Annotated in this window: 25 protein-coding genes; 13 read left to right on the top strand and 12 right to left on the bottom strand. The window is 53.5% G+C overall.

The features are described 5' to 3' along the window. The first annotated feature begins 87 nt into the window (after window positions 1-87). A complete protein-coding gene (rimI, locus tag L1S32_RS11505) occupies window positions 88-549 on the top strand; it encodes a ribosomal protein S18-alanine N-acetyltransferase (protein WP_278155239.1) in 462 nt (153 codons plus the stop codon). A gap of 10 nt (window positions 550-559) precedes the next feature. Here rimI and hmgA read toward each other — a convergent pair whose 3' ends face one another. After that, on the bottom strand, window positions 560-1,768 hold the full coding sequence (hmgA, locus tag L1S32_RS11500; RefSeq protein ID WP_278155238.1) for a hydroxymethylglutaryl-CoA reductase (NADPH): 1,209 nt from the start codon (window positions 1,766-1,768) through the stop codon (window positions 560-562). A gap of 43 nt (window positions 1,769-1,811) precedes the next feature. Between hmgA and L1S32_RS11495 the strand changes: the two genes are divergently transcribed. Further along, a complete protein-coding gene (locus L1S32_RS11495; RefSeq protein WP_278155237.1) occupies window positions 1,812-2,738 on the top strand; it encodes a class I SAM-dependent methyltransferase family protein in 927 nt (308 codons plus the stop codon). Window positions 2,739-2,794: 56 nt separating this feature from the next. Here L1S32_RS11495 and L1S32_RS11490 read toward each other — a convergent pair whose 3' ends face one another. The 5 genes from L1S32_RS11490 to L1S32_RS11470 form a co-directional block, all read right to left on the bottom strand. Beyond that, complete coding sequence (locus L1S32_RS11490; protein WP_278155236.1) at window positions 2,795-4,600, bottom strand: sensor histidine kinase; 1,806 nt, start codon at window positions 4,598-4,600, stop codon at window positions 2,795-2,797. An 84-nt stretch (window positions 4,601-4,684) separates the two neighbouring features. Next, a complete protein-coding gene (locus tag L1S32_RS11485) occupies window positions 4,685-5,074 on the bottom strand; it encodes a Zn-ribbon domain-containing OB-fold protein (RefSeq protein WP_278155235.1) in 390 nt (129 codons plus the stop codon). Between the two features lie 2 nt (window positions 5,075-5,076). Beyond that, the gene (locus L1S32_RS11480) at window positions 5,077-6,237 is read right to left on the bottom strand and encodes a thiolase domain-containing protein (protein ID WP_278155234.1); all 1,161 of its coding nucleotides are present in this window, start codon (window positions 6,235-6,237) and stop codon (window positions 5,077-5,079) included. Then, the gene (locus L1S32_RS11475) at window positions 6,237-7,286 is read right to left on the bottom strand and encodes a hydroxymethylglutaryl-CoA synthase (protein ID WP_278155233.1); all 1,050 of its coding nucleotides are present in this window, start codon (window positions 7,284-7,286) and stop codon (window positions 6,237-6,239) included. Before L1S32_RS11475 ends, L1S32_RS11480 begins: the two co-directional genes overlap by 1 nt. Beyond that, on the bottom strand, window positions 7,280-7,990 hold the full coding sequence (locus tag L1S32_RS11470) for a transcriptional regulator (RefSeq protein WP_278155232.1): 711 nt from the start codon (window positions 7,988-7,990) through the stop codon (window positions 7,280-7,282). The genes L1S32_RS11475 and L1S32_RS11470 overlap by 7 nt, the downstream gene beginning before the upstream one ends. A 534-nt stretch (window positions 7,991-8,524) precedes the next feature. On the opposite strand from L1S32_RS11470, the gene L1S32_RS11465 reads away from it, so the two are divergent. The 4 genes from L1S32_RS11465 (at window position 8,525) to L1S32_RS11450 (ending at window position 11,337) form a co-directional block, all read left to right on the top strand. Continuing rightward, the gene (locus tag L1S32_RS11465) at window positions 8,525-9,193 is read left to right on the top strand and encodes a DUF120 domain-containing protein (protein WP_278155231.1); all 669 of its coding nucleotides are present in this window, start codon (window positions 8,525-8,527) and stop codon (window positions 9,191-9,193) included. Next, window positions 9,190-9,864 (top strand): 3,4-dihydroxy-2-butanone-4-phosphate synthase, encoded by a 675-nt coding sequence (gene ribB, locus L1S32_RS11460; protein WP_278155230.1) that lies wholly within the window; start codon window positions 9,190-9,192, stop codon window positions 9,862-9,864. Before L1S32_RS11465 ends, ribB begins: the two co-directional genes overlap by 4 nt. A 76-nt stretch (window positions 9,865-9,940) precedes the next feature. Then, window positions 9,941-10,627, top strand: a complete 687-nt coding sequence (locus L1S32_RS11455) for a SprT family zinc-dependent metalloprotease (RefSeq protein WP_278155229.1) — start codon at window positions 9,941-9,943, stop codon at window positions 10,625-10,627. Beyond that, window positions 10,624-11,337 carry a small multi-drug export protein gene (locus L1S32_RS11450; protein ID WP_278155228.1) on the top strand — a complete coding sequence of 238 codons (714 nt, stop codon included), beginning with the start codon at window positions 10,624-10,626 and terminating at the stop codon, window positions 11,335-11,337. The genes L1S32_RS11455 and L1S32_RS11450 overlap by 4 nt, the downstream gene beginning before the upstream one ends. 497 nt (window positions 11,338-11,834) lie before the next feature. Here the strand turns inward: L1S32_RS11450 and L1S32_RS11445 are convergent, their stop codons facing one another. The 3 genes from L1S32_RS11445 to L1S32_RS11435 are packed head-to-tail and all read right to left on the bottom strand — an operon-like array spanning window position 11,835 to window position 12,892. Further along, on the bottom strand, window positions 11,835-12,056 hold the full coding sequence (locus L1S32_RS11445; protein ID WP_278155227.1) for a hypothetical protein: 222 nt from the start codon (window positions 12,054-12,056) through the stop codon (window positions 11,835-11,837). A gap of 15 nt (window positions 12,057-12,071) precedes the next feature. After that, window positions 12,072-12,524, bottom strand: coding sequence for an FAD synthase (locus tag L1S32_RS11440; RefSeq protein ID WP_278155226.1), 453 nt, complete (start codon window positions 12,522-12,524; stop codon window positions 12,072-12,074). After that, on the bottom strand, window positions 12,521-12,892 hold the full coding sequence (locus tag L1S32_RS11435) for a Mov34/MPN/PAD-1 family protein (protein WP_278155225.1): 372 nt from the start codon (window positions 12,890-12,892) through the stop codon (window positions 12,521-12,523). Before L1S32_RS11435 ends, L1S32_RS11440 begins: the two co-directional genes overlap by 4 nt. A 127-nt stretch (window positions 12,893-13,019) precedes the next feature. Here L1S32_RS11435 and L1S32_RS11430 point away from each other — a divergent pair, with 127 nt between their 5' ends. After that, on the top strand, window positions 13,020-13,484 hold the full coding sequence (locus L1S32_RS11430) for a universal stress protein (RefSeq protein ID WP_278155224.1): 465 nt from the start codon (window positions 13,020-13,022) through the stop codon (window positions 13,482-13,484). Window positions 13,485-13,497: 13 nt separating this feature from the next. Here L1S32_RS11430 and L1S32_RS11425 read toward each other — a convergent pair whose 3' ends face one another. Then, window positions 13,498-14,910: a dihydropteroate synthase-like protein gene (locus L1S32_RS11425; RefSeq protein ID WP_278157094.1), complete on the bottom strand. Its 1,413-nt coding sequence runs from the start codon at window positions 14,908-14,910 to the stop codon at window positions 13,498-13,500. 31 nt (window positions 14,911-14,941) lie between these two features. On the opposite strand from L1S32_RS11425, the gene L1S32_RS11420 reads away from it, so the two are divergent. Continuing rightward, a complete protein-coding gene (locus L1S32_RS11420) occupies window positions 14,942-15,628 on the top strand; it encodes a PHP domain-containing protein (protein WP_347403351.1) in 687 nt (228 codons plus the stop codon). After that, window positions 15,625-16,413, top strand: a complete 789-nt coding sequence (gene truA / locus L1S32_RS11415; protein ID WP_278155223.1) for a tRNA pseudouridine(38-40) synthase TruA — start codon at window positions 15,625-15,627, stop codon at window positions 16,411-16,413. Before L1S32_RS11420 ends, truA begins: the two co-directional genes overlap by 4 nt. On the opposite strand, the gene L1S32_RS11410 is transcribed toward truA, so the two are convergent. Beyond that, window positions 16,410-17,087 carry a hypothetical protein gene (locus tag L1S32_RS11410; protein WP_278155222.1) on the bottom strand — a complete coding sequence of 226 codons (678 nt, stop codon included), beginning with the start codon at window positions 17,085-17,087 and terminating at the stop codon, window positions 16,410-16,412. The genes truA and L1S32_RS11410 overlap by 4 nt on opposite strands. 96 nt (window positions 17,088-17,183) lie before the next feature. Beyond that, a complete protein-coding gene (locus L1S32_RS11405; RefSeq protein WP_278155221.1) occupies window positions 17,184-18,077 on the bottom strand; it encodes a cell envelope integrity protein TolA in 894 nt (297 codons plus the stop codon). Between the two features lie 134 nt (window positions 18,078-18,211). Here L1S32_RS11405 and L1S32_RS11400 point away from each other — a divergent pair, with 134 nt between their 5' ends. The 4 genes from L1S32_RS11400 to L1S32_RS11385 are packed head-to-tail and all read left to right on the top strand — an operon-like array spanning window position 18,212 to window position 20,488. Beyond that, a complete protein-coding gene (locus L1S32_RS11400) occupies window positions 18,212-18,583 on the top strand; it encodes a response regulator (protein WP_278155220.1) in 372 nt (123 codons plus the stop codon). A gap of 5 nt (window positions 18,584-18,588) precedes the next feature. Beyond that, entirely contained in the window at window positions 18,589-19,203 is a 615-nt protein-coding gene (locus L1S32_RS11395; protein WP_278155219.1) for a chemotaxis protein CheX, read from the top strand. Then, complete coding sequence (locus L1S32_RS11390) at window positions 19,200-19,928, top strand: PAS domain-containing protein (protein ID WP_278155218.1); 729 nt, start codon at window positions 19,200-19,202, stop codon at window positions 19,926-19,928. Before L1S32_RS11395 ends, L1S32_RS11390 begins: the two co-directional genes overlap by 4 nt. Next, on the top strand, window positions 19,925-20,488 hold the full coding sequence (locus tag L1S32_RS11385) for a hypothetical protein (RefSeq protein ID WP_278155217.1): 564 nt from the start codon (window positions 19,925-19,927) through the stop codon (window positions 20,486-20,488). Before L1S32_RS11390 ends, L1S32_RS11385 begins: the two co-directional genes overlap by 4 nt. Window positions 20,489-20,515 lie beyond the last annotated feature (27 nt).

The raw sequence follows: 20,515 nt of genomic DNA, 5'->3' as shown, positions 1-20,515 counted from the left end.
ACGAAAATTCCTGCCTGTAGGTTTCGGGTGCGTCATTTATTGATCTTCAGATATAATATCAGTATCCGCAACGGAGTACATAAGTGAATGCAGAATACTGACATCCGGATTCGCCGGGCCCGGCAGGCTGACCTGCCCGGCATCTGTACAATTGAACATGAACTGTTTCCCGATCCATGGGATGAATCTGCATTTCGGGACGCGCTGTACCTGTTTCCCGGCCTCTTTTTTGTCGCAGAGACAAACGGTACCATCATCGGTTTTGTCTCCGCAGGGATGGAGGATACGGGAGATGCCGTCTATGGCCACATCATGAATATCGCAGTCCCGTCATCTTCCCAGAGACAGGGAGTCGGCGGCAGACTGCTGCAGCGCATTGAATTTGAATGCATGGTCCTCGGGGCAGAAGCAATGCAGCTTGAGGTGCGTGTTTCAAACGAGGACGCACAACGCTTTTACCAGAAATACGGGTATACACAGGTCTTTATGCTGGACAGCTACTACAGCAATGGGGAAGATGCTGTCCTGATGATGCGCTGGTTTACCTAAAAAATAGGGTTTATCCCCGGCCAAGCTGCTTGTGCGCCCGGGCCAGGTGTCCTGCCGCAAGCGCACCAAGCAGGGAGAGTTCTCCTGCGAGTACGCCTGCTGCAATAATTTCTGCAAAGGCACGCGCATTGGCCCCGGACGGCACTCCGCCGCCTGCGACCCCGAGCATCTGCAGGCATGCCTGCTGCGTCTCAATCGCCGTACCGCCACCCACGGTTCCCACCTGCAGGGAGGGGAGGGTCACCGAGACATAGACTCCGCCATCCACCGGGTCCACGGTGGTAATCGCATTGCTGCCCTCCACCACATGCGCCGGGTCCTGTCCGCAGGCGAGGAAGACTGCTGCAATGACATTTGCCGCATGAGCATTGAACCCGAGAGAGACCGCACGGGCTGAGCCCACCAGATTCTTCCGTGTGTTGACCTCAGCAAGTGAAGCTGCATCGGTCTTTAAGATCTCTTTCACCATCGCATCGGAGAGGAATACACCCGCTGCAACAGTCTTTCCCCTGCCCATCACCACATTTGCCGCAGAGGGTTTCTTGTCAGTGCAGAGGTTTCCGGAGAGTGCAACCAGCCGGGCGCCGGTCTCTGCCTCAATGATCTCTGCTGCCTTCTCACTGCCGATGGTGACCATATTCATCCCCATCGCATCGCCGGTAAAAAATTCAAACCGCACATACAGGCTGGTCCCTGCGATATGGGTCGTGATGCGCTCCAGACGGCCGTGTGAGGTCGTGGTGGCCGCAGCCTCTGCAAGGACCATGAAATGATCCTCCACCCAGCGTGCCGCCTCCACCGCGTGCGGCACACTATCACAGGCAAAGACCGGTGCGCGTGTCATGCCGTCACGCTGGATCCGCACCTCAGCACCGCCTGCCTTTGTGATGGCCCGGCATCCCCGGTTCACGGAGGCGATGAGGGCACCCTCGGTTGTGGCAAGAGGGAGATAATATGCTGCATCTGCATACTCTCCTTTCACCCGCAGCGGTCCTGCCACGCCGACCGGCACCTGAACGGCGCCAATCATATTCTCGCAGTTGCGTTTGGTGACCCGCTCGGTCGTGATTGCATACTCGCCAAGCACACCAAGGGACACCCCCGTCTCCTCTTCAATAAAGGAACGGCGAACGGATATTGCCTCATCAGGAGGAAGTTCTGTTTCCAGTGAATGGAGTTTCAGCGAACCATCCCGTATCCGCTGTATATAATCATCCATGTACATATCATAGGAGAGAAAGACAATAAATGGAGGTGGTCAGGTGAAACAGGAACAATGGTGCGTCCGCGTGCCGGTGAAAGAGGGGGAGCCCATGCGGCGGCAGCTGATCAGTGACGGCGTGCTGGACACGTCACTCAAACCCGCCCGTGACGGAGCCTTTCTGCTCTTTCCGGTGACAGAACCCACCCGGGCAACCGAACGATGGGAATGTGAAGCACATGCGAAGGCAATCCCCCTTCCCCGGCATGATCTGGTGGGTGGCATTGCCATTATGCAGGATGATGATGTCCACGAAGCAGAGATGCTTCTTGCATCACGCCCTTCCATCCACACGGTACTCTTTGCAGAAACCCCCGTTTCCGGTGAGTACCGGACGCGGGGATTCCGGGTGCTTGCAGGAGAACCGGTGACCGCCACAGAATGCACGGAGTATGGCATGCGCCTGAGAATAGACCTTGAAGCCGCCTACTTCTCCGCCCGCCTCGCAAATGAACGTCAGCGAATCGTCTCTTTGATGGAAGAGGGGGAGCGTGTCTGCGATATGTTTGCAGGCGTCGGCCCGTTTGCGATAGCACTCGCAGAGAAGGCAGGCATCGTCATTGCAGGCGACATCAATCCCGGTGCCGTCCTTTTAATGGAACAGAATATCAGGCTCAACCGGCGCAAAAACATCATCCCGATGCTTGCAGATGCACGCCATCTGGCGGAGTATCTGGCCACGGGCTCGTTTGACCGTATCATTATGAATCTCCCCATGAGCCCGGTGCCATTCTTTGGAACGGCTGTCCGCCTCGTGCGTCCGGGCGGCACCATCCATCTCTATGCGATGCAGGAGCGGGAGGGGGAATACCGGGAGATGATTGAAGCCTATCCCTGCACCATAAGGGGAGAGTATCAGGTCCGCTCATACTCCCCCACGCAGCATCACGCGGTGTATGATATTACCCGCACCAATGGGTCAGAGTGAAGAAAAAAATCTTCAGATTCGTAGTGCGTATTTTTCCCTCCCCTACTCGTTCCCTTTTACCTGCTCACGCGCCAGCGCCCCTTTGGCACGGTGATCTCAAAGCGGGCACCAGTCCCGTATGTTCCGGTTTCCGTGATCGTGAGGCCGGTCACTGCAAGGATATCAGAAGCCAGAAAGAGCCCGTATCCCGTGTTCGCCCCATATCCCCGTTCAAAAATAAACCGCTTCTTCTCATCGGGGACACCAGCCCCGTTATCCCCCACCACAATAACCTGTGCATCGCCGCGGAGACTGGCTGTGACCTGCACACGGGTTGCATGTTCTCCGTGGCGGGCGGCGTTATCAAATAGGTTGGCAAAGACCTTCTCCAGCATGGGGTCGGCGTATATCTCAATACCGGAGAGCGCCACATCGACTGAGACGGCATGCTGACGGGCAGCCATCTGTTCTGCGATCTCCGCCGGATTCTGCCATACCGGATGAGACGCACCGGCCTTCTCATAGTCACGGGCAAAGGCGATCTGTTCCTCGATATTCTGCAGCGCCTTCCGGATATGTTGGATAAAGGGTTGAACGCCCGGAACGGTGACGTCATCACTCAGCAGTTCAAGATACCCTGAGGCTGCCATCACCTGATTATTGACATCATGCCGGGTTACCGAAAAGAGGGTCTTCAGTTTTTGGTTTGACGTATGCAGGTCCTGTTTCGTTTTTCTGATACGCTGGTTAGAACTGACCAGCACAAGAACCACCGCTATAAGGGCGCCTCCGCCCACAATGAGTACACCAAGCATCCAGTCAGGCAGGACAATCTCCCCATCCGGCTGGTTTATAGCCACAGCACCCTCAGGCAGGAGAGCAACCGATAAACCGTGCTTCTGCATCTCCATGTAATCGACGAACACCTGTCCTTCAGGAGGTGCAGATACGGGAATCTCACCCGCCGGCGTCCCGTTCAGGATATCTGCACCCATTTTTGCCGCAGATTCCGCCTGAATGGTGGTGTCGGTAAAACACCCACCCACCACACCATGCCCAAGAAAGGTATCAGAGATGCCATACACCGGCACCGGGGACCAGGCAGAGACAATGCAGGCAATCTCACCGTCACGGTACATCCGGCCGTCACTGTCACGGTTGAAATCCATCAGAAGAACGGCAGTGCCGGGGGTGAGGTTCTGCAGGTCATGACAGAGTACAGTCATATCAGTCTCACCATGTGCACGGAATGCAGGGGTGCCGTTATACGCTGCTGCCTTTACTACCAGTTCAGCAGCAAAGAACCGGCCGGTGGTGGTGCCCGGATCATTCACCACATAAACCTCCTGCACTCCGGGCTGGAGCGTGGTTATGAGATCGACTGTCGGGCCGACACGGGTTCGTTCGACCACCCCGGTCAGATTCGGCAGCTCTTCCCGATGTGCCGGGTCATACCCGCTTACGCCGAAAAAAACGATCGGAACACCGGGGAAAAGCTCATCCCCATATTCGAGGATAAACGCATACGCGTCATCATCGGAGACAAGGATCAGGTCAATGGGTATGGAAGCATATTTGTGCCGGTATACTGCAGCGAGATTTTCATAGTGCCGGGAATCCGAAACGAGTTTCCCGTCCATATACTCGGTATAGATGACAATATCCGGATCATCTGCCGGAAAGACGCGGGCCAGGCCATCTGTTACCGCCCCCACCCAGTCCATATCCGGCCCGTACGAGTGAATGATCAGAATGTGATCGCTTTTTTGTACATCACAGGACACCGGCGGTGCCGCAGCACCGGCACTACACAGCATGAGAATAACAAGAATGACAGGCACCCCTCTTCGCATCCAGGGGGAGAGATGACGAAGCTGGTTCATTATATAATGAATAGACAAGTGGTATGAATATGCTTTGGCATATGAACGCGCTGAAAAATGGGGATATTAGTATATGAGGGTCTGTTATGCAGGCACAAACTTTGTACCGTACACGATGACACCGCTGTCGCCTTCAGCGATAATCTTTCTGAAGACACGCTTCACCGGCATGCCAAGATATATCTCATCAGGTTCACAGATCACCTGCGCTGTCATGCAGGTTCCTTCGTCGAGTTCTACAATAGCGAGCGCGTATGGCGTCTGCATATCATAGTCATCGCTTGCCGTTCGGATGATCGAGAAGGTACGCACCGTACCATTCCCGGAAAATTCATAGTCAACAATCTTTCCGTCTCTCCGGCACTCCGGGCAGAAGGCACGCGGCGGGAAGAAATACTGGCCGCATGTCTCACATTTGTTGCCCTTCAGGTTATACCGGTTCTGCTGCTTTCTCCAGTAACGCGGGACCGACATCTTTAGACCCCCAGAATGTTACAGACAACCGTCGCACCCGTTCCGCCAACGTTGTGGGTCATGCCGATCTCTGCATCGACCTGCCGGCCGACTGCCTCTCCACGAAGCTGCTCAACAATCTCACATACCTGCTTGATGCCTGTTGCACCGACCGGGTGGCCGCATGACTTCAGGCCGCCGGATGTGTTGACCGGGATGGACCCGCCCAGTGCGGTCTGGCCGTCCTCAGTCAGTTTTCCTGCCTCTCCTTTTGCACAGAATCCAAGGTCTTCGATTGCACAGAGTTCTGCGATGGTGAAACAGTCATGCACCTCGACCATGCCAATATCCTTTGGCGTGAGCGAGGCCTGCTGGAATGCACGCCTGCCGGCTGCAACGGTGGCATCGAGAGTCGAGAAGTCCCGGCGGTCGTGCAGGGAAATCGTGTCGGATGCCTGTGATGATGCAAGGATCTTCACCGGTGTATCGGTGAATTCGCGTGCCATCTCCATCGGGCAGAGAATGACTGCCGCAGCGCCGTCTGTCACCGGAGAACAGTCAAGAAGCCGCAGAGGGTCTGCAACAAGAGTTGATCTCAGCACATCCTCAACGGTGATCTCCTTTCTGTACTGTGCCATCGGGTTGTGGGCGCCGTTGCGGTGGTTTTTGACCGAGACCATCGCAAGCTGCTCGCGTGTGAGGCCGTATTTGTTCATGTAGTCGGTTGCAATCATCGCATAGAGACCGGGGAAGGTAGCGCCGACGAGGCCCTCCCATTCACGGTCTGCTGCGCCTGCGAGTGCATCGGTGGTCTCACTGCCGCCTACATCGGTCATCTTCTCGACACCGCCTGCAATGACAATGTCCTGAATGCCGGATGCAACCGTTGCATATGCCTGCCGGAAGGCAAGACCGCCGGATGCACATGCCGCCTCCACTCGGGTGGAGGGGATGTGGTTTTTGGTAAGACCGGAATAATCTGCAATGAGGGCACCGATGTGCTCCTGCAGGACAAACCGTCCACCGCTCATGTTTCCGACAAACATTTCGTCAATCTGGTCACCGCTCATTCCTGCGTCTTCCAGAGCCCGGGCACCAGCCTCCACGAAGAGATTCCGGAACGATGTGTCCCACTTCTCACCGAATTCGGTGAGACCAATTCCAACAACTGCTACTTCTCTCATTACTGCATCACGATCTTTCCTTTGTGTTTGGCATACAGTGCATAGTCAAGGTACTTGCCGTTTGCAAGAAGCTCCTCAACGGTTGGTGCGGCAGACCGGTTGAAAACATCTGATTCAATCGCATCTGTCACCGTGATGTCAAAGGCATCACTGCCGGCACCGGACCCGTATGAGGTGACAAAGATACGGTCGCCGGGTTTTGCTACATCAAGGGTGGCCGAGATTCCGACCGGGACAGCACCGGAATAGGTGTTTCCGAGGCGCGGAACCGCAAGGCCGGGGGTTATCTGTGCTGAGGTGAACCCAAGCATCGCAGCCACTTTCCTTGGGAACTTTGCATTCGGCTGGTGGAAGATGGCATAGTCATAATCAGACGGCGCTGTGCCCATCTGCTCAAGCATCAGGCGTGCGGCGCCCTGAATATGCTTGAAGTATGCCGGATCACCGGAGAAACGCCCACCGTGGCTGGGGTATTCCTGCCCCTCACGCCTCCAGAAATCCGGGGTGTCGGAGGTGAACGAACAGGTATGATTGAACTCTGCGATCGGGTTGTCATTCCCGATGAAGAGAGCCGCACCGCCTGCAGAGGCGGTGTACTCAAGTGCGTCACCAGGTGCGCCCTGTGCCGTATCTGCACCGATGGCGCATCCGTATTTGACCATGCCTGACTTCACCAGGCCCATACAGGTCTGGATAGCCGCTGTGCCTGCCTTACAGGCAAACTCATAGTCTGCAGCAGTCATCACCGGTGTGGCGCCAATCGCCTCACCCACGGTTGCGGAACTGGGCTTCACCGCATAGGGGTGAGACTCTGAACCGACGTAGATGGCTCCAATTGCATCACGCGGAATGTCCCTGCGGGCCAGGGCATAGCGTGCCGCCTCAACGGACATGGTGATCGTGTCTTCGTCAAGGTCAGGGACCGACTTCTCTTTCACACCGAGACCTGCGGCGATCTCGGCGCCGTTTGCGCCCCATACCCGTGCAATCTCCTCGGTTTTAACGCGGTATCGCGGGATGTATGCGCCGTACGTAATTATTCCTACCATAATTCTTCCCTCAGAATATCGACAATCTCGTTGACATCCATTTCAGTGCACAACAGGGTAATCCGGTCACTCTCAGCAAGGCGGGGAACAAGCGGATGTACTTCCTCCGGAGATATCCCCTGGAGAATTACACAGCGTGGTTTGAATGGTGTCACCCTGATTGCGATCATCGGCGATTTGCCGGTTGATACATTTGTAAAGATTAACGCCCTCTCTGTGCTCCATCCATAAATCCGGTTGAACTCATTGGCTGAAAGCTGAAGAATAGCGTTTTCGGAGTTGACAACAGTGTAACCGTAGATCTGCTGATCCATGGAGCCCCCCAGGTGTTTGCAGGCAATCGCGTTGGAGAACTGTGTGAGCGGGATCGGCATGTTGTAGTCATGCATGTCAGAGATGACGTCAGGGTCAAAGTCATTGTAGAGGATTTTGGCGAATTTGCTGATGTTCCTGACACCATTCGCTTCATCAATACTCAGAATGCTGTCAACAATCTTTCCAACGACCGCAGTACCCGGGCTCTTTCGTCTGCCACCCTCATAATCAGAGATGACAGACGGAGAGACATTCATCTCATCTGCAAGTACTCCGGGGGCAATGTTGAATGCAAGGCGCCACTTCTTCAGTGCCTCACCGGGAGATGCAGAGAGCGTGATTTCTCCTGCCATTTTTTCAGCAAGACGGGTCCGCAGTGCGGATTTCATGTATATACTCTTTGCACGCCTCTATTATATAATTAGCGAAGAGCACTTCGTCATTCGCCGACAATATCCTGACAGACAGCCGGGTTTTTCCGGAAGAATGTGCAGACGAATATCCGAAATATGGACTTAAAATAAAAAATGAACAGTATTTTCATACATAAACTACACAGAGGGCATTATCCGGCGACAGACTATCAAAAAGAATGTCAGACATGCATGATAGTCAGGCGACACAATCCCTGAGCAGACCCGACATTCAATGGAGAGAACCGATCATAAAAGACAGATAAAATGTCTCGATGCCTTATGCCCTTCGGGTATCCCGGACATGTCCCCCTGATGAGAACACCCGCACCGGACCACAAGGGAGAGACCGGGAGATTCTGTAACAGGTATGACCATAGCGGTCTGCACATCGAGACTGGCGAAATAAGGGATGGAATAGTGAAATGCACACACGAACCGTCAGCAACCCATGACAGATATGGCGAAAGGACAACCCATATATGGCATGCATTCCAAAAATGATGTTAGATGATCGCACCCGATGACCTGATCTGCCTGAAAGCGATCGCCCTTTTGGGAGGGCTTTCCCGTGCTGTGTCCGTCTCTTCGCAGAGCCTTGCACAGGAACTTGCGATTAGTCCCCAGACTGCCTCCCGGAGATTGATCTCCCTTGAAAATGCCCATATGATCTCACGGGTCATGAGGGGGGACGGACAGTATGTGACTGTCACACAGGCAGGGGAAGAGAACCTGAGGGCTGAATATGCAGCATACCGCCGCATATTTGAAACACACGACAGGCATTACACACTGGAAGGGGAACTCATCAGCGGTCTCGGAGAAGGACGGTATTACGTCAGCGTGGAAGGGTATGCCAGCCAGTTTTCAGAGAAGCTGGGCATCACCCCGTATCCCGGGACATTCAACGTAAAGCTCAGTCCGACGAGTATTGAGACCCGCCGCAAGCTCGATGCAATGGAGTGGACGGAGATAGAGGGGTTTACGGATCATGACCGCACGTTTGGCGCAGTCCGGGCCCTGAAATGCTCCATCAACAAATACCCGTGTGCAATCATCATCCCCGGGAGGAGCCACTACCCGGAGGATATTATTGAACTTATATCGGCAGAACGGCTCCGTGATGTGCTGGGTGCAGAGGACGGGGCGCAGGTAACAATTGAGGTGAGACGAAAATGATAGAGAAGGCACTGGAAGCATTCAGGAGAGGGGAATTCGTTCTCCTCTATGACTTTGATGATCGGGAAGGAGAAACAGACTTTGCAATCAGGTCAGATGCAGTCAGACCGGAACACATTGTCCGGATGAGAAAAGACGGAGGCGGCCTCATCTGCACTGCCCTGCATCCACAGGCGGCAAAGAACTTCGGCCTGCCGTTTGCAAGCGAGATCCTCCAGCCGACACATCTGGCAGAACAGGAAGGGGACATTCCCTATGACCGCAGAAACCACTCGTCCTTCTCCCTCTGGGTCAACCACCGCGACACCTTCACCGGCATCACGGATAACGATCGGGCACTCACCGTGACCCGTCTTGCAGACCAGGTCAAAAAGACGCTGAACGGCGGCGGGGACAACTTTGCAGCAGAGTTCCGGACACCGGGCCACATGGCGCTTCTGCGGGCAGCAGACACCCTGCTTGACCAGCGGGAAGGCCAGACTGAACTTTCGATTGCCCTTGCCGAGATGGCAGGCGTCACACCGGCAGTCACCATCTGTGAGATGCTTGATGAAACGACCGGCCGGGCACTCAGCAAAGAGAATGCACGCCGGTATGCAGATGAGCACGGCCTTGTCTTCCTTGAAGGCAGTGAGGTCAAAGAAGCCTGGAAATCCAGAAAATCTTCCTGAATATCGGAATATCTCTTTTTTGCCCATTCCCGCAAACCAGCACCATTGATTACCATACAGGATAATTCTCTACTGAGTGAAGAGTGAAGCAGGCGAATATCCGGTCATCATCAACCGAAAACCGGTCCGTCGTGCACGGATGCAGGTGATGGCTGACGGGACCCTCCGGATAACCGCACCACAGGGCTTTGATGCAGCAGGCTTCATTGCAGCGAAGAAGGACTGGATTGCAGCACGCCAGGCGGAAATGGACCAGATTGCCGCAGCACATACCGCTGCACCGGACCAGATGCTCTTGTCCGGCGCCTGGTACACAGTCCGGGCAGGAGAACGTTGCCGTATCGACCATGCAGAGCAGGCAGTTACCGCTCCGGACCCCCTCGCCCTCAGGCAGCACCTGACAGATGAATTCCGTGCACTGGTCACCCCATCGGTTGGCGCCCGTGCAGAGGGGATGGGGGTCTCTTTCGGCCGCTGCACCATTCGGATGCAGAAAACCCGCTGGGGCAGCTGTTCATCAGCAGGCAACCTCAATCTAAACCTAAAGGTATATGCCCTGCCGCCACATCTGATGGATTATATCGTAGTGCATGAACTTGCACACCGAAAAGAACTGAACCATTCCCCTGCATTCTGGTCTGAAGTCGCTGCACACTATCCCGAATACCAGAGTGCAGAAGCAGACCTCCGCAGATACTGGGTTATCATAGAGCGCAACCACTGGTGGAACGCCATACAGAACGCAAACAGAGGAGAGAGATGAAACGGGCATTGCAGTGGTGCGGTGAGATGCGCAGGAATCCAACCATCCACAGCTGGCACATATTCTATGTCATCTTTCCGTTCGCTGTACTGATGCTCTACCTTGGCATTCTCTATCTCGCCCTCCCCAGAGCACTCTTCTGGACATTCGGGGCTCTTGGCCTTGCCTACCTCTTCCCCCCTGCCGGAAAAGAGACCGTCATCCCACTGATGGTGGTATCAGGTCTGCCGTGGTGGCTTGCTGCCTTCTCCATCATGCTCTTTGACCTGATGGGTGCACTCTTCATCATCTGGAACTTCCCCCTGGCCCTCCGGATTCCGTGGTTCGGCCACTGGGCGGAACGCTTCATGGCCACCGGCCGCGAACAGTTTGACCGGTTTCCCATCATCGAGCATATCTCAACCGTGGGCCTCGCATTCTTTGTGATGATCCCCTTCGAAGGATCCGGAGGAGTGGCCGCCTCCCTCATCGGACGGATGCTGGGGATGGATTACCTCAAGATTCTCATCAGTGTCGCCGTCGGCTCCCTCATCTCGGCATCTGCCATCGCCCTTTCAGCGGGATTTATTATGTCACTGGTGGAATCAGGCATCATCTCCGGCATCGCCGGGGCAGGCATCATCATTGTCGCCATTGTTGCGGTGTATATCTGGGGCAAACGGAGATGGAAAAACAGCAGAGCTGCACAGAAGGAAAATAATATTGAATAGGGAGGGCCGGTAGGCAGATGTATGATCACTCTTACAAATAACAGAAATACTTCTGAAAAATAATTATGGGCAGGTCTGATTCTTCAAAACGGTGCCAATCACTATTTTATCATTTTTTTGGCCATTCCATTGTTGTACTTTCCATCCAACATCGTAGTTCAGGCAGCATTTCATCAAAATACTCCGGATAAATCAATTCAGAATACTCCGCCATCGTAATATTTGCCCCCCAATATCATTTAAATGAGACAATTGGGATTCATTCAATTCAGATTGATTCCAGGTTTTTTCAGGATAAACTTCTGAATATGCATTGAGATATGCCAGCAGATAGAAGCATGCCAAAAAAGAATTATCATAGCCAGTATTACGGATATATAGGCTAATTTCGGTTTTTCCATATGCTTTAGACTCTAAAAATAATGTGATTGTCTCCAACAACTCCTCACAACCGGCGGTATTGCTGGATCTAATGGGGGATGAGAGAATTTTAAAAATCAATCATATTTTCCGCGGGGATCTTCCCATCCGGTATACCCGCAGTAGATGCAGCAGTCGCCTCCGCAGGCGGGACAGAGTTTTGCCGGTTTTCTCACCTGAACAGATCCCGTCTTGTTGCAGTACGTGCAGCCATACCCGTCACAGTGCCGGCAGGTCACCGTTTCATATTCAATCTGTTCTGCACCATCTGATTTTTCGTTCTTTTCCGCATCTGCCATATATTCATCTCCTCCTCAGTCCGTATTATCAGTTTCTTTGCCTTCACCGGAACAACGGGTCTCAAGAATCCGCTGCATAATCAGGCGTGAACCCGCATATCCGGGGCCTTCATAGGCGCCGATGCGGACCACCTCAGCCTCAATGCCACGGGAACGGAGCGCTGTTCTGAGAGAATCCTCTGAAAAATGCTGGTTGAATCCAAGGGTGATGATGGCAGGACTGATCTCTTCAATCGGCCGGAACATATCCTCACTGTCGCCCAGCCGTGCGTCATCCACCACGGCAAGGGACTGGATCATGCAGAGCCGCTGCTCTTCGGGCACAACCGGCGCCGGTTTGTGCTTCACATTTGCATCACGGGCTACGATGACATGCAGTTCGTCACCCAGTGCCCGGGACCTCTCAAGATAGTAGATGTGACCGGGGTGGAGAATGTCAAACGTGCCGGTTGCAACCACCCGTTTCATTCAATCACCCCGAGTTCTGCCGGTGTCCCGTCACGGCGGAATACCCGCCAGTCGCCTTCCCCGTAGGGCGGGCCGAAGATGAGATGGTACTTCCCCATTCTCCCGAAGAACCGCAGATCCGCATCTGACGGTCGCAGGGGACCGCTGGGGTGGGAATGAGCACTCCCGGCCGTATGAACATCAAGCGGCATCATCTCAAAAGAGAATCCGGCGCTCTGCTCAGTGACAACGGTTCCGGGTGCCAGATCAAACTCCTCGATAATCCCGTCTGTCTCCCGCAGAACTGCCACAAATTCCCTGGGGTGCTGGCTTTTCCCCACTGCCCGAAGGGTGTCCAGACATTCCCTTCTGATGCCGCGAATCTCCATTTATGTCATATATGTAGGCAGAGACCCGACATAATGGTATCACAATAACCGTCTCCGGGCAGATTCAGGCAGATATCTTGATAATGGCGAAAGATATAGTGAATACCAGAAGAGAGGAGAAGAGAAAATGGTCTTTAAAACACTACTCGTTGCATACGACGGTTCAGAATTCGGTCGTGAGGCATTGAGGACAGCAGTCGCCAATGCACCCCTCTGGGATGCAACGGTACATGCCATCTACGTGGTAAATCCCCGGTATTACGCATCCACCATCGTTGACCCACAGATCGGTGTCGTCGAACCCCGTTCAGAGCACTGGATTGGTATGCTTGAGCGTGAAGCAGAAGTGATGCTTGCAGAGGCAACACAAATCGCCACCGATGCCGGGGTAACGATCGTCCCCCACATGGTCATCGGGGACCCGCGGGACGAGATTATCGAGACCGCAAAGGAGATAGGTGCGGACCTTATCATCCTTGGATCTGCAGGAAAGGGCAGAACAAAGCGGTTTCTTCTGGGCAGTGTGAGCACCTCGGTTGTTACCGAAAGCCCGATAGCGACACTTGTGATCCACGCCCCCCACGAAAAATGAACCAAAGGGAGAGTTAGAACTCCCCGTCCTGCTCAAAACTCCGTCCAAAGCGAAGTGAGAGTTCCGCCTTATAGAGCTCTTTTCCCAAATAGGCCGCGTGATCCATGAGGGAGACACGGCCGTCAGAGAGAATGGCATGGAATACTTCATCCCATTTTTTGCCACGGAAGGCCATCCCTTTGTGCTCCGCAATGATCCACCCGTCCTCAATACCGATCCTCAGATTCCCACGAGGGTCAAAGACCAGTTCTTCAGGAACGGGCGGCACATCACAGGTCATTTCACGGGGAATAGCCGGTTCATGACGGCGGCGCTTCTCCTTGATGCAGAAGAGCGAGAGACCCAGATCTTTCGGGTACGGCCGGTCACCCATGAGCGCCATCATCTCGGCAGCACGCCGCATCTCCCGCACACTCCCCTGCGTCTTGTCGGAGTGTTCACTGGTGAAGAGCACCGCCGCATGACATTCATGTGCCATCGCAGCCAGAAGGGCGTTCATCCCCACCGAGTCCGCATCGATGAGTTCGGTGACATTACCCGCCCCGAAAAAGACAGGATGGCGCCCCTCCGCAAACGAAGAGAGAGATGAGACAAGACCGCTGCCTGCCGGCTGCAGCAGCGGATCTGCAATAATCCGGGAGATGCCTGCCGCCTCTGCCGCCCGGATATTCTCTGCAAGAGACGCATCTCCGGGCACCACCACCGCTGCCGCACCGGCAGCCACCACCGCAGCAGCCACACACGGGATATTCTCCTCCTGCAGGGAGAGTATGATGTCAGCGTCAGGAAGAGCAGCACAAATGAGTGCCGGATCCTGCGTATCGGCGGCAAGCGGCACAGGGAGGTCCCGCAAAGCTGCAAAGACCCGTTTGACATCTGCTGCAGTCGCATCAAATCCAAAACCGAGATCAATGATGTCAGCTCCTGCGGCCAGAAACCGCTCTGCTGTGGCACGGATATCAGGCACGCGGTGGGCATCCATAATTTCAGCAAGCACCTTCATCCGCGATGTTCCGCCAATACGGCATCCCCGGAGCATAAAGGCACAGGATGCTTCCTCCTCCATCTCTTTGAGGCGGTTTCTCGCCTCTTCTTCCCGGATGAGGATGAGAAACTCATCGGCAGGCACCGTGCGGGAAAACTCCATCGTCCCCAGCAGGCTCAGCATCATCCCGAGGTCGGCAGCATGCCGGGGGCCACGGTAGACCGGAATTCCCAGTGCCTCTTCCGCCGGGGCAAAGGAAGCCGTGCACATCCCCGATATGATGACGGCATCATACCAGCCTCCCTGTGCCATCGCACAAAGCCGCTCCGGCGTCAGGAAGGATGCAATCTCCCCGGTGACCACTACATCGGCATCAAACCCCGCAGCCGCCCTGCGCACAATCTTCTCAGCAATCGTCCCTGTGGGAAGCAGTACCCGCATACGTTTCACGATTCACTTTAATTAGCCATGAATGAAAAAGGGTACTGATCTGATGCTGCAATGTGACCTGCATGTCCATACCAATTTTTCCCGTGACGGGGAGAGCAGTGTAGAGGCATGCCTGAAACGGGCGGAAGAGCGGGGCCTTGACGCCATCGCCATCACCGATCACGACACCACAGACGGGGCAGTGTATGCGATGCAGTGCGATTCCCCGGTGCTCGTGATCCCGGGAATTGAGATCTCCACAGCTGACGGCCATCTCATCGCTCTGGGCATCACAGAAGTGATCCCTGCCGACCAGGGATTTGCCGAAACGGTTGCACAGGCACATGCGGCAGGGGCACTCTGCATCATCCCGCACCCATATCATAAGTGGCGCCACGGTGCCGCCCTGAAAATCAGGAGTGCCATTGCGATGGTGGATGCAGTCGAATCATTCAACAGCCGCTACATCACCGGTGCAGCAAACAGAAAGGCTGCAAGGAAGGCGGAACAATCCGGGAAGCCCTGTGTGGCAGGAAGTGACGCACATAATGCACGATATGTGGGATACGGAGTAACACTCATCGACGCACCGCCGGACGTGCCCGGCATCCTTGATGCCATACGGGAGGGGCGATGCAGTATCCACGGCAGGATGACACCGCTGCGCACCTACACCCGCCAGTCGATGCGTGGTGCCAAGCGGAGAATTACCCGGCGGATTCACCGATGAGGCTGGCATTTCAGGTTGCGTACATCGGGACGAATTTTTACGGCTCACAGATGCAGCCCGGCCTTCGTACCGTGGAGGATACGCTCATCAGCGCCTGCCGGGACCTTGGCCTCTTTGACGACTGGCGCACAGCCGGATTTGCATTCTCCGGCAGAACCGACAGAGGCGTCCATGCACGGGGGCAGATCTGTGCATTTACCACCTCCCTTCCCGACCGTGCACGGGAACGCCTGAATTATATCCTTCCGGGTGACTGCTGGTGCAGCGGATGGGCAGAGACAGCAGAAACCTTTCACCCGCGATTTGATGCAGAATCACGCACCTACCGGTATTATATTCACGATGACGGGTCGACAGACCTTTCCCTCATGCAGAAGGCAGCAGAACTCCTTCCGGGGACGCATAATTTCACCCATTTCTCCCGCCTTGACGGAAAAAACCCTGAGAAGACCATCCTTTCATCTGAAGTTCGTGCTGAAGACGGATTTTATGTGTATGAAATCATGGCACCGGGATTTCTCTGGAATATGGTGCGCTGCATTGTAACAGCCCTCATCGCCGTGGGCAGAAATGAACTGGACACAGACGACCTGACAGCACTGCTCACGGGAGCGCCCAACATGCGCCACCTCACCCCGGCCCCGCCGGAAGGGCTTATTCTCTGGGATATCGACTGTGGCATTGCATTCACCCCGCTTGAGAGCAGCGACAGAATGATATACGCATTCAGAGAACGAAACCGATTCTTTGAAACGATGAAAAAAGTGAATATGCTTCTGGATTAGACCGGCCGGACCGTTGCCTGGGAAGGCACAATCAGTCCGGTCATCCAGGATGACATCGGGGGTGCAGAGGTGCGGGCAGATACCAGGAAATCCAGACGGTTCTCCACCAGACCGCGATAGGTAATCGTCAGGTGGTAATCACTCTCCCGCAGGGTGATGCCGTACGTCTTCACGGTCATATGTGCGGGCTGAAACTCCACCGGTGTGCCGATGGAGAGAATCTGACGTTCGTTTCCGATTTTCAGTGTCACATCATTGCCGGAACTGACGGCCAGAACCGGGACATTCCCGAAGAAGAGTTCTGAACTGTCCGGCAACAGGACATCGTAGGTAGCCACATACGGATAACTGTCGCCCCATGGATTCTGGTTTCCGTAGGCACTGAACGTGACATACCCACCGGCAACCGCCACGACGATGAGGACAAGCAGCAGAAGGAGAATCTTAAAAAATCCAAATCCCTTCTTATGTTCCTTTTTATAGGATTTTACTGCCTCTTCCTTAAATTTCTGCTCTTCTTTTACCCGCTGCCGCTCTTCAGCGATTATTTTCTGCCGTTCCTCTTCAGTGATTCCTGCAGCCTCAGGAGAGGGGACAGGTGTTTCTTTCTGCGGTACTGCCTCCTCTGGTGTTTCAGCTGGTGAGGGGACATTATTCTCCTGTTCTTCAGCCATTTTCCTATTTCACCCCGTTTAATCTCATATATGAAACACCGTATTCACGGTATTTATTAATTCCTGAAAAAGCGGAGGATTGATAATCCCGAACCATTAGAAATCCTCTCCACCCACAGGAGTAATATCAACCCCGTCCGGCAGAATCACACCAACCGCCCATTCCGGCACCGGCCGGGTTGTCATCACTGCCACGATGAAATCATTCTGGCTGGTTACCGGGACATAACCGCGGAATTTTGCCACAATCTGATAGTCACTCTCAAAGAGCGTTACACCGAATATCCGGATTACCATCCGTTTTGGCGATGACAGAGTGATTTTGTCACCAATACCGATCTCCGTGCCCATACCCCCACTTATACTGACAATAACCTTGTCACCGGTGCCTGAAACTGTCACCGGAATTCCGGCGAAGTTAACCGGCTCTCCCTGCGGAATCCTCACATTATAGGAGCTGACATAGGGAAACGAGTCCTGCGTCGCCGGAAGATTTGGCTGTACAGAGAAGGTAAGCGCTGCTGCAGCAATAATGAGGATGAGGAGAACCGCACCGATAACAGCGTTCCGCTTCCATTTCCCAATAGCCTTTTTTCGGGAATCAGCTTCAATTTCCCGTTCAATCTCCTTTCTTTGGCGTTCACGCTCGTTTTCAATAGCCTTCTGCTTTTCTTCCCACACCTGTGCACTTGCAAGCTGTTCACGAATTTTCCGGTCTGCGTCCTCATCCTCCAGTTTTCGCCGGATTTCATCGGTATCAGGGAGCATTTCATTATCCGGTGTTATATCAGCAGGACGCAGGACCTCATCTGTATGGAGTGATGGCCCCTCCTCCCCCCTGCCATTTTCTCCATCAGGATTTTCAGAAACCGTATTCTCACGAGTCTTATTTCCCCGCAATTGGGTTAACACCACTGAAGCATCGGCCTTTTTGCGAATACCTTCTTCAGAGGCATCGTGTATGGTCCTGTCATCAGGTTCCGGGCTCATTATCGAACAACACCTAATATAGTTCGATGAATTAAAGATATATAAAATACTGAGTTTTGGGGCTATCAGAGGGCCATACCAGCATATTTATGTAATTATATTATAAATTCTCCGGACTAATTATCACAGGGCAGATGAAGATGGGGACTATTCTTGTATGCGATGATTCGCTGTTTCAGAGGCGGATTCTGACCTCAATTGTGAAAAAAAACGGCCACACCCCGTTGGAAGCAAAAAATGGGCATGAATGCCTGACCATTGCCAAAGAGAAAAAACCTGACCTCATCTTTTTGGACCTCCTGATGCCTGATTATGACGGCTTTGCAGTCCTGAAAGATGCCGCAGAAGAGGCGCTTGGCATCCCCATTATCGTTATCACAGCAGACATTCAGGAAATAACACGCAGTGACTGCCTGAACCTGGGTGCCCGGGCGTTTCTCAACAAACCGGTTGATCATGATGAAGCAGGGGCAGTCATTGAAGAATTCCTGGGCAAGCGGGGCTGATATGCATGACTGAAGAGATCCCTGAATCCGGCATGGATACTCTCAGAGAACTCATCAATATTGGTATCGGAAGAGCCGCGGGAACCCTGAATGAACTGACACATGCACGGGTGATCCTTGAAGTACCAGTGGTTGAACTGATACGCATGGGAGAACTCCAATGCCATGCAGCATCGTTTGACGGCGCCCCCTCTTCGGCAGTAAGGATCAATTTTAACGGATTTATATCGGGTTCCACAGCACTCGTCTTCAATACGGCCGGTGCTGCCGCGCTGGTGTATGCCATTACAGGGGAAGAGTTTGAAAAAACGGAAATGGATGTGATGATGGCAGAGACCCTGAAAGAGGTCGGCAATATCTGCATCAATGGCATCATGGGATCCATTGGAAACATACTCCATGAACGCATCACCTATACACCCCCCCGGTACGATGAGGGCACGATTCCCTCCCTCTTCAGAAAAAGCATCGAACATGACCAGATGCTCGCCATCATCGTCAACACACGGTTTCTGGTCAGTGAAATCGATGTGGATGGCTACATCATGATGCTTCTTGAGTTTTCCTCTCTCGAAAAAATCCTCTCCAAAATAGCAGAATCAGAAGGAGGGGGAATATGACTGAAAGACCCGGGGACGCGATCTGGAATATCCTTGAATACCTGCCGGTTGGCGTATGCATCATCGACAGGGACTACACAGTCCATTTCTGGAACTCCTGTATGGAGCAGTGGACCGGAAAGGAACGCAGTGAAATCACCGGGACAGACCTCAGAACCCATTTTTCACGAATAAACAGGACTGTCTTACAGGAACGGCTCGGGAGCATATTCACCGGAAGCCCTCCGGTTATATTCTCATCAAAGATTCACACCTACATCTTTGATGCCCCGCTCCAGGACGGTACAATGCAACGCCAGCAGACAACCGTGCTGCCGCTGGAGCATCAGTCAGGATATTATGCGATGTTTGTCTGTGAGGATGTGACCAGCCTGACGGAGGAAATTCAGGCATACCGTGAGATGAAAAATACCGCACTTCTTGAACTGGAGAAGAGGGAAAAAGCGGAGAGCAATCTTCGTGTGGCAAATGAAGACCTTCTTGCCTATATATCTGAAGCAACAGTCAGACTGAAGACACCCGTATCCCTGATAGAAGAGAATCTCAGGGAGATTCTGCGTGAGGCTGAACAGGGGGACTGTGACACCGAAGAGCTGAAGACCATCATGAAACTTCAGATACAGGTGGCAGCCAGTGTTGTTGAAAACCTCAGAGAGCTCAATGAAGCAATCATCACCGGGAAGACCGATGTCCCGGCAGCATACAGGAACATGATTCAGAAATGAACAGGATCACTGCAGAAAAACTGGAAGAGGGGGATTCATTTCTGGTCCTTTCTTCGGCATCCACGCTCAAGGAGAACAATATTCGCCTTGTGCAGGAGGTTCAGCATCTGCAGTACCGGATAATCATGATTACCTTCAATCAGCCCTCACCCATCCTGAAACGGACATATGTAAAGAACAATATTGACCTCGAGACGATAATCTTCATTGACGCCGTCTCAAAATATGCCCTTGGCACGCTCCCTGAGGATATTGACCGTGCCGTCTTCATTAATAATCCCCGCAATCTCACAAACCTCAGTGTGGCAATCAGTGAGATGCTGAAAGAATATTCCGGCACAAAGACCTGTGTCATCTTAGACAGCATCAGTACGATGCTTATCTACCTGTCATCCGAGGACATCTCAAAGTTTGCCCATTTCATGACGAGTAAACTGGCAATTCTGGGTATGCCGGGATTTTTTGTAGCCGTTGAAAACGGACTGAACCCCGTGCTGATGACCCATCTTTCCACCTTCACCAGTGAAGTTATTGATTTCACCCCCCCCCACGAAGGCTGATGTGCCGGGAGGAATCCGGTTCTCAGC

Origin of the sequence: Methanogenium sp. S4BF (genome assembly GCF_029633965.1) — an archaeon.
Classification (GTDB): Archaea; Halobacteriota; Methanomicrobia; order Methanomicrobiales; family Methanomicrobiaceae; genus Methanogenium.
Note: the sequence above shows the minus strand (reverse complement) of the source record. Positions and strands in the feature narration are given on the sequence as shown.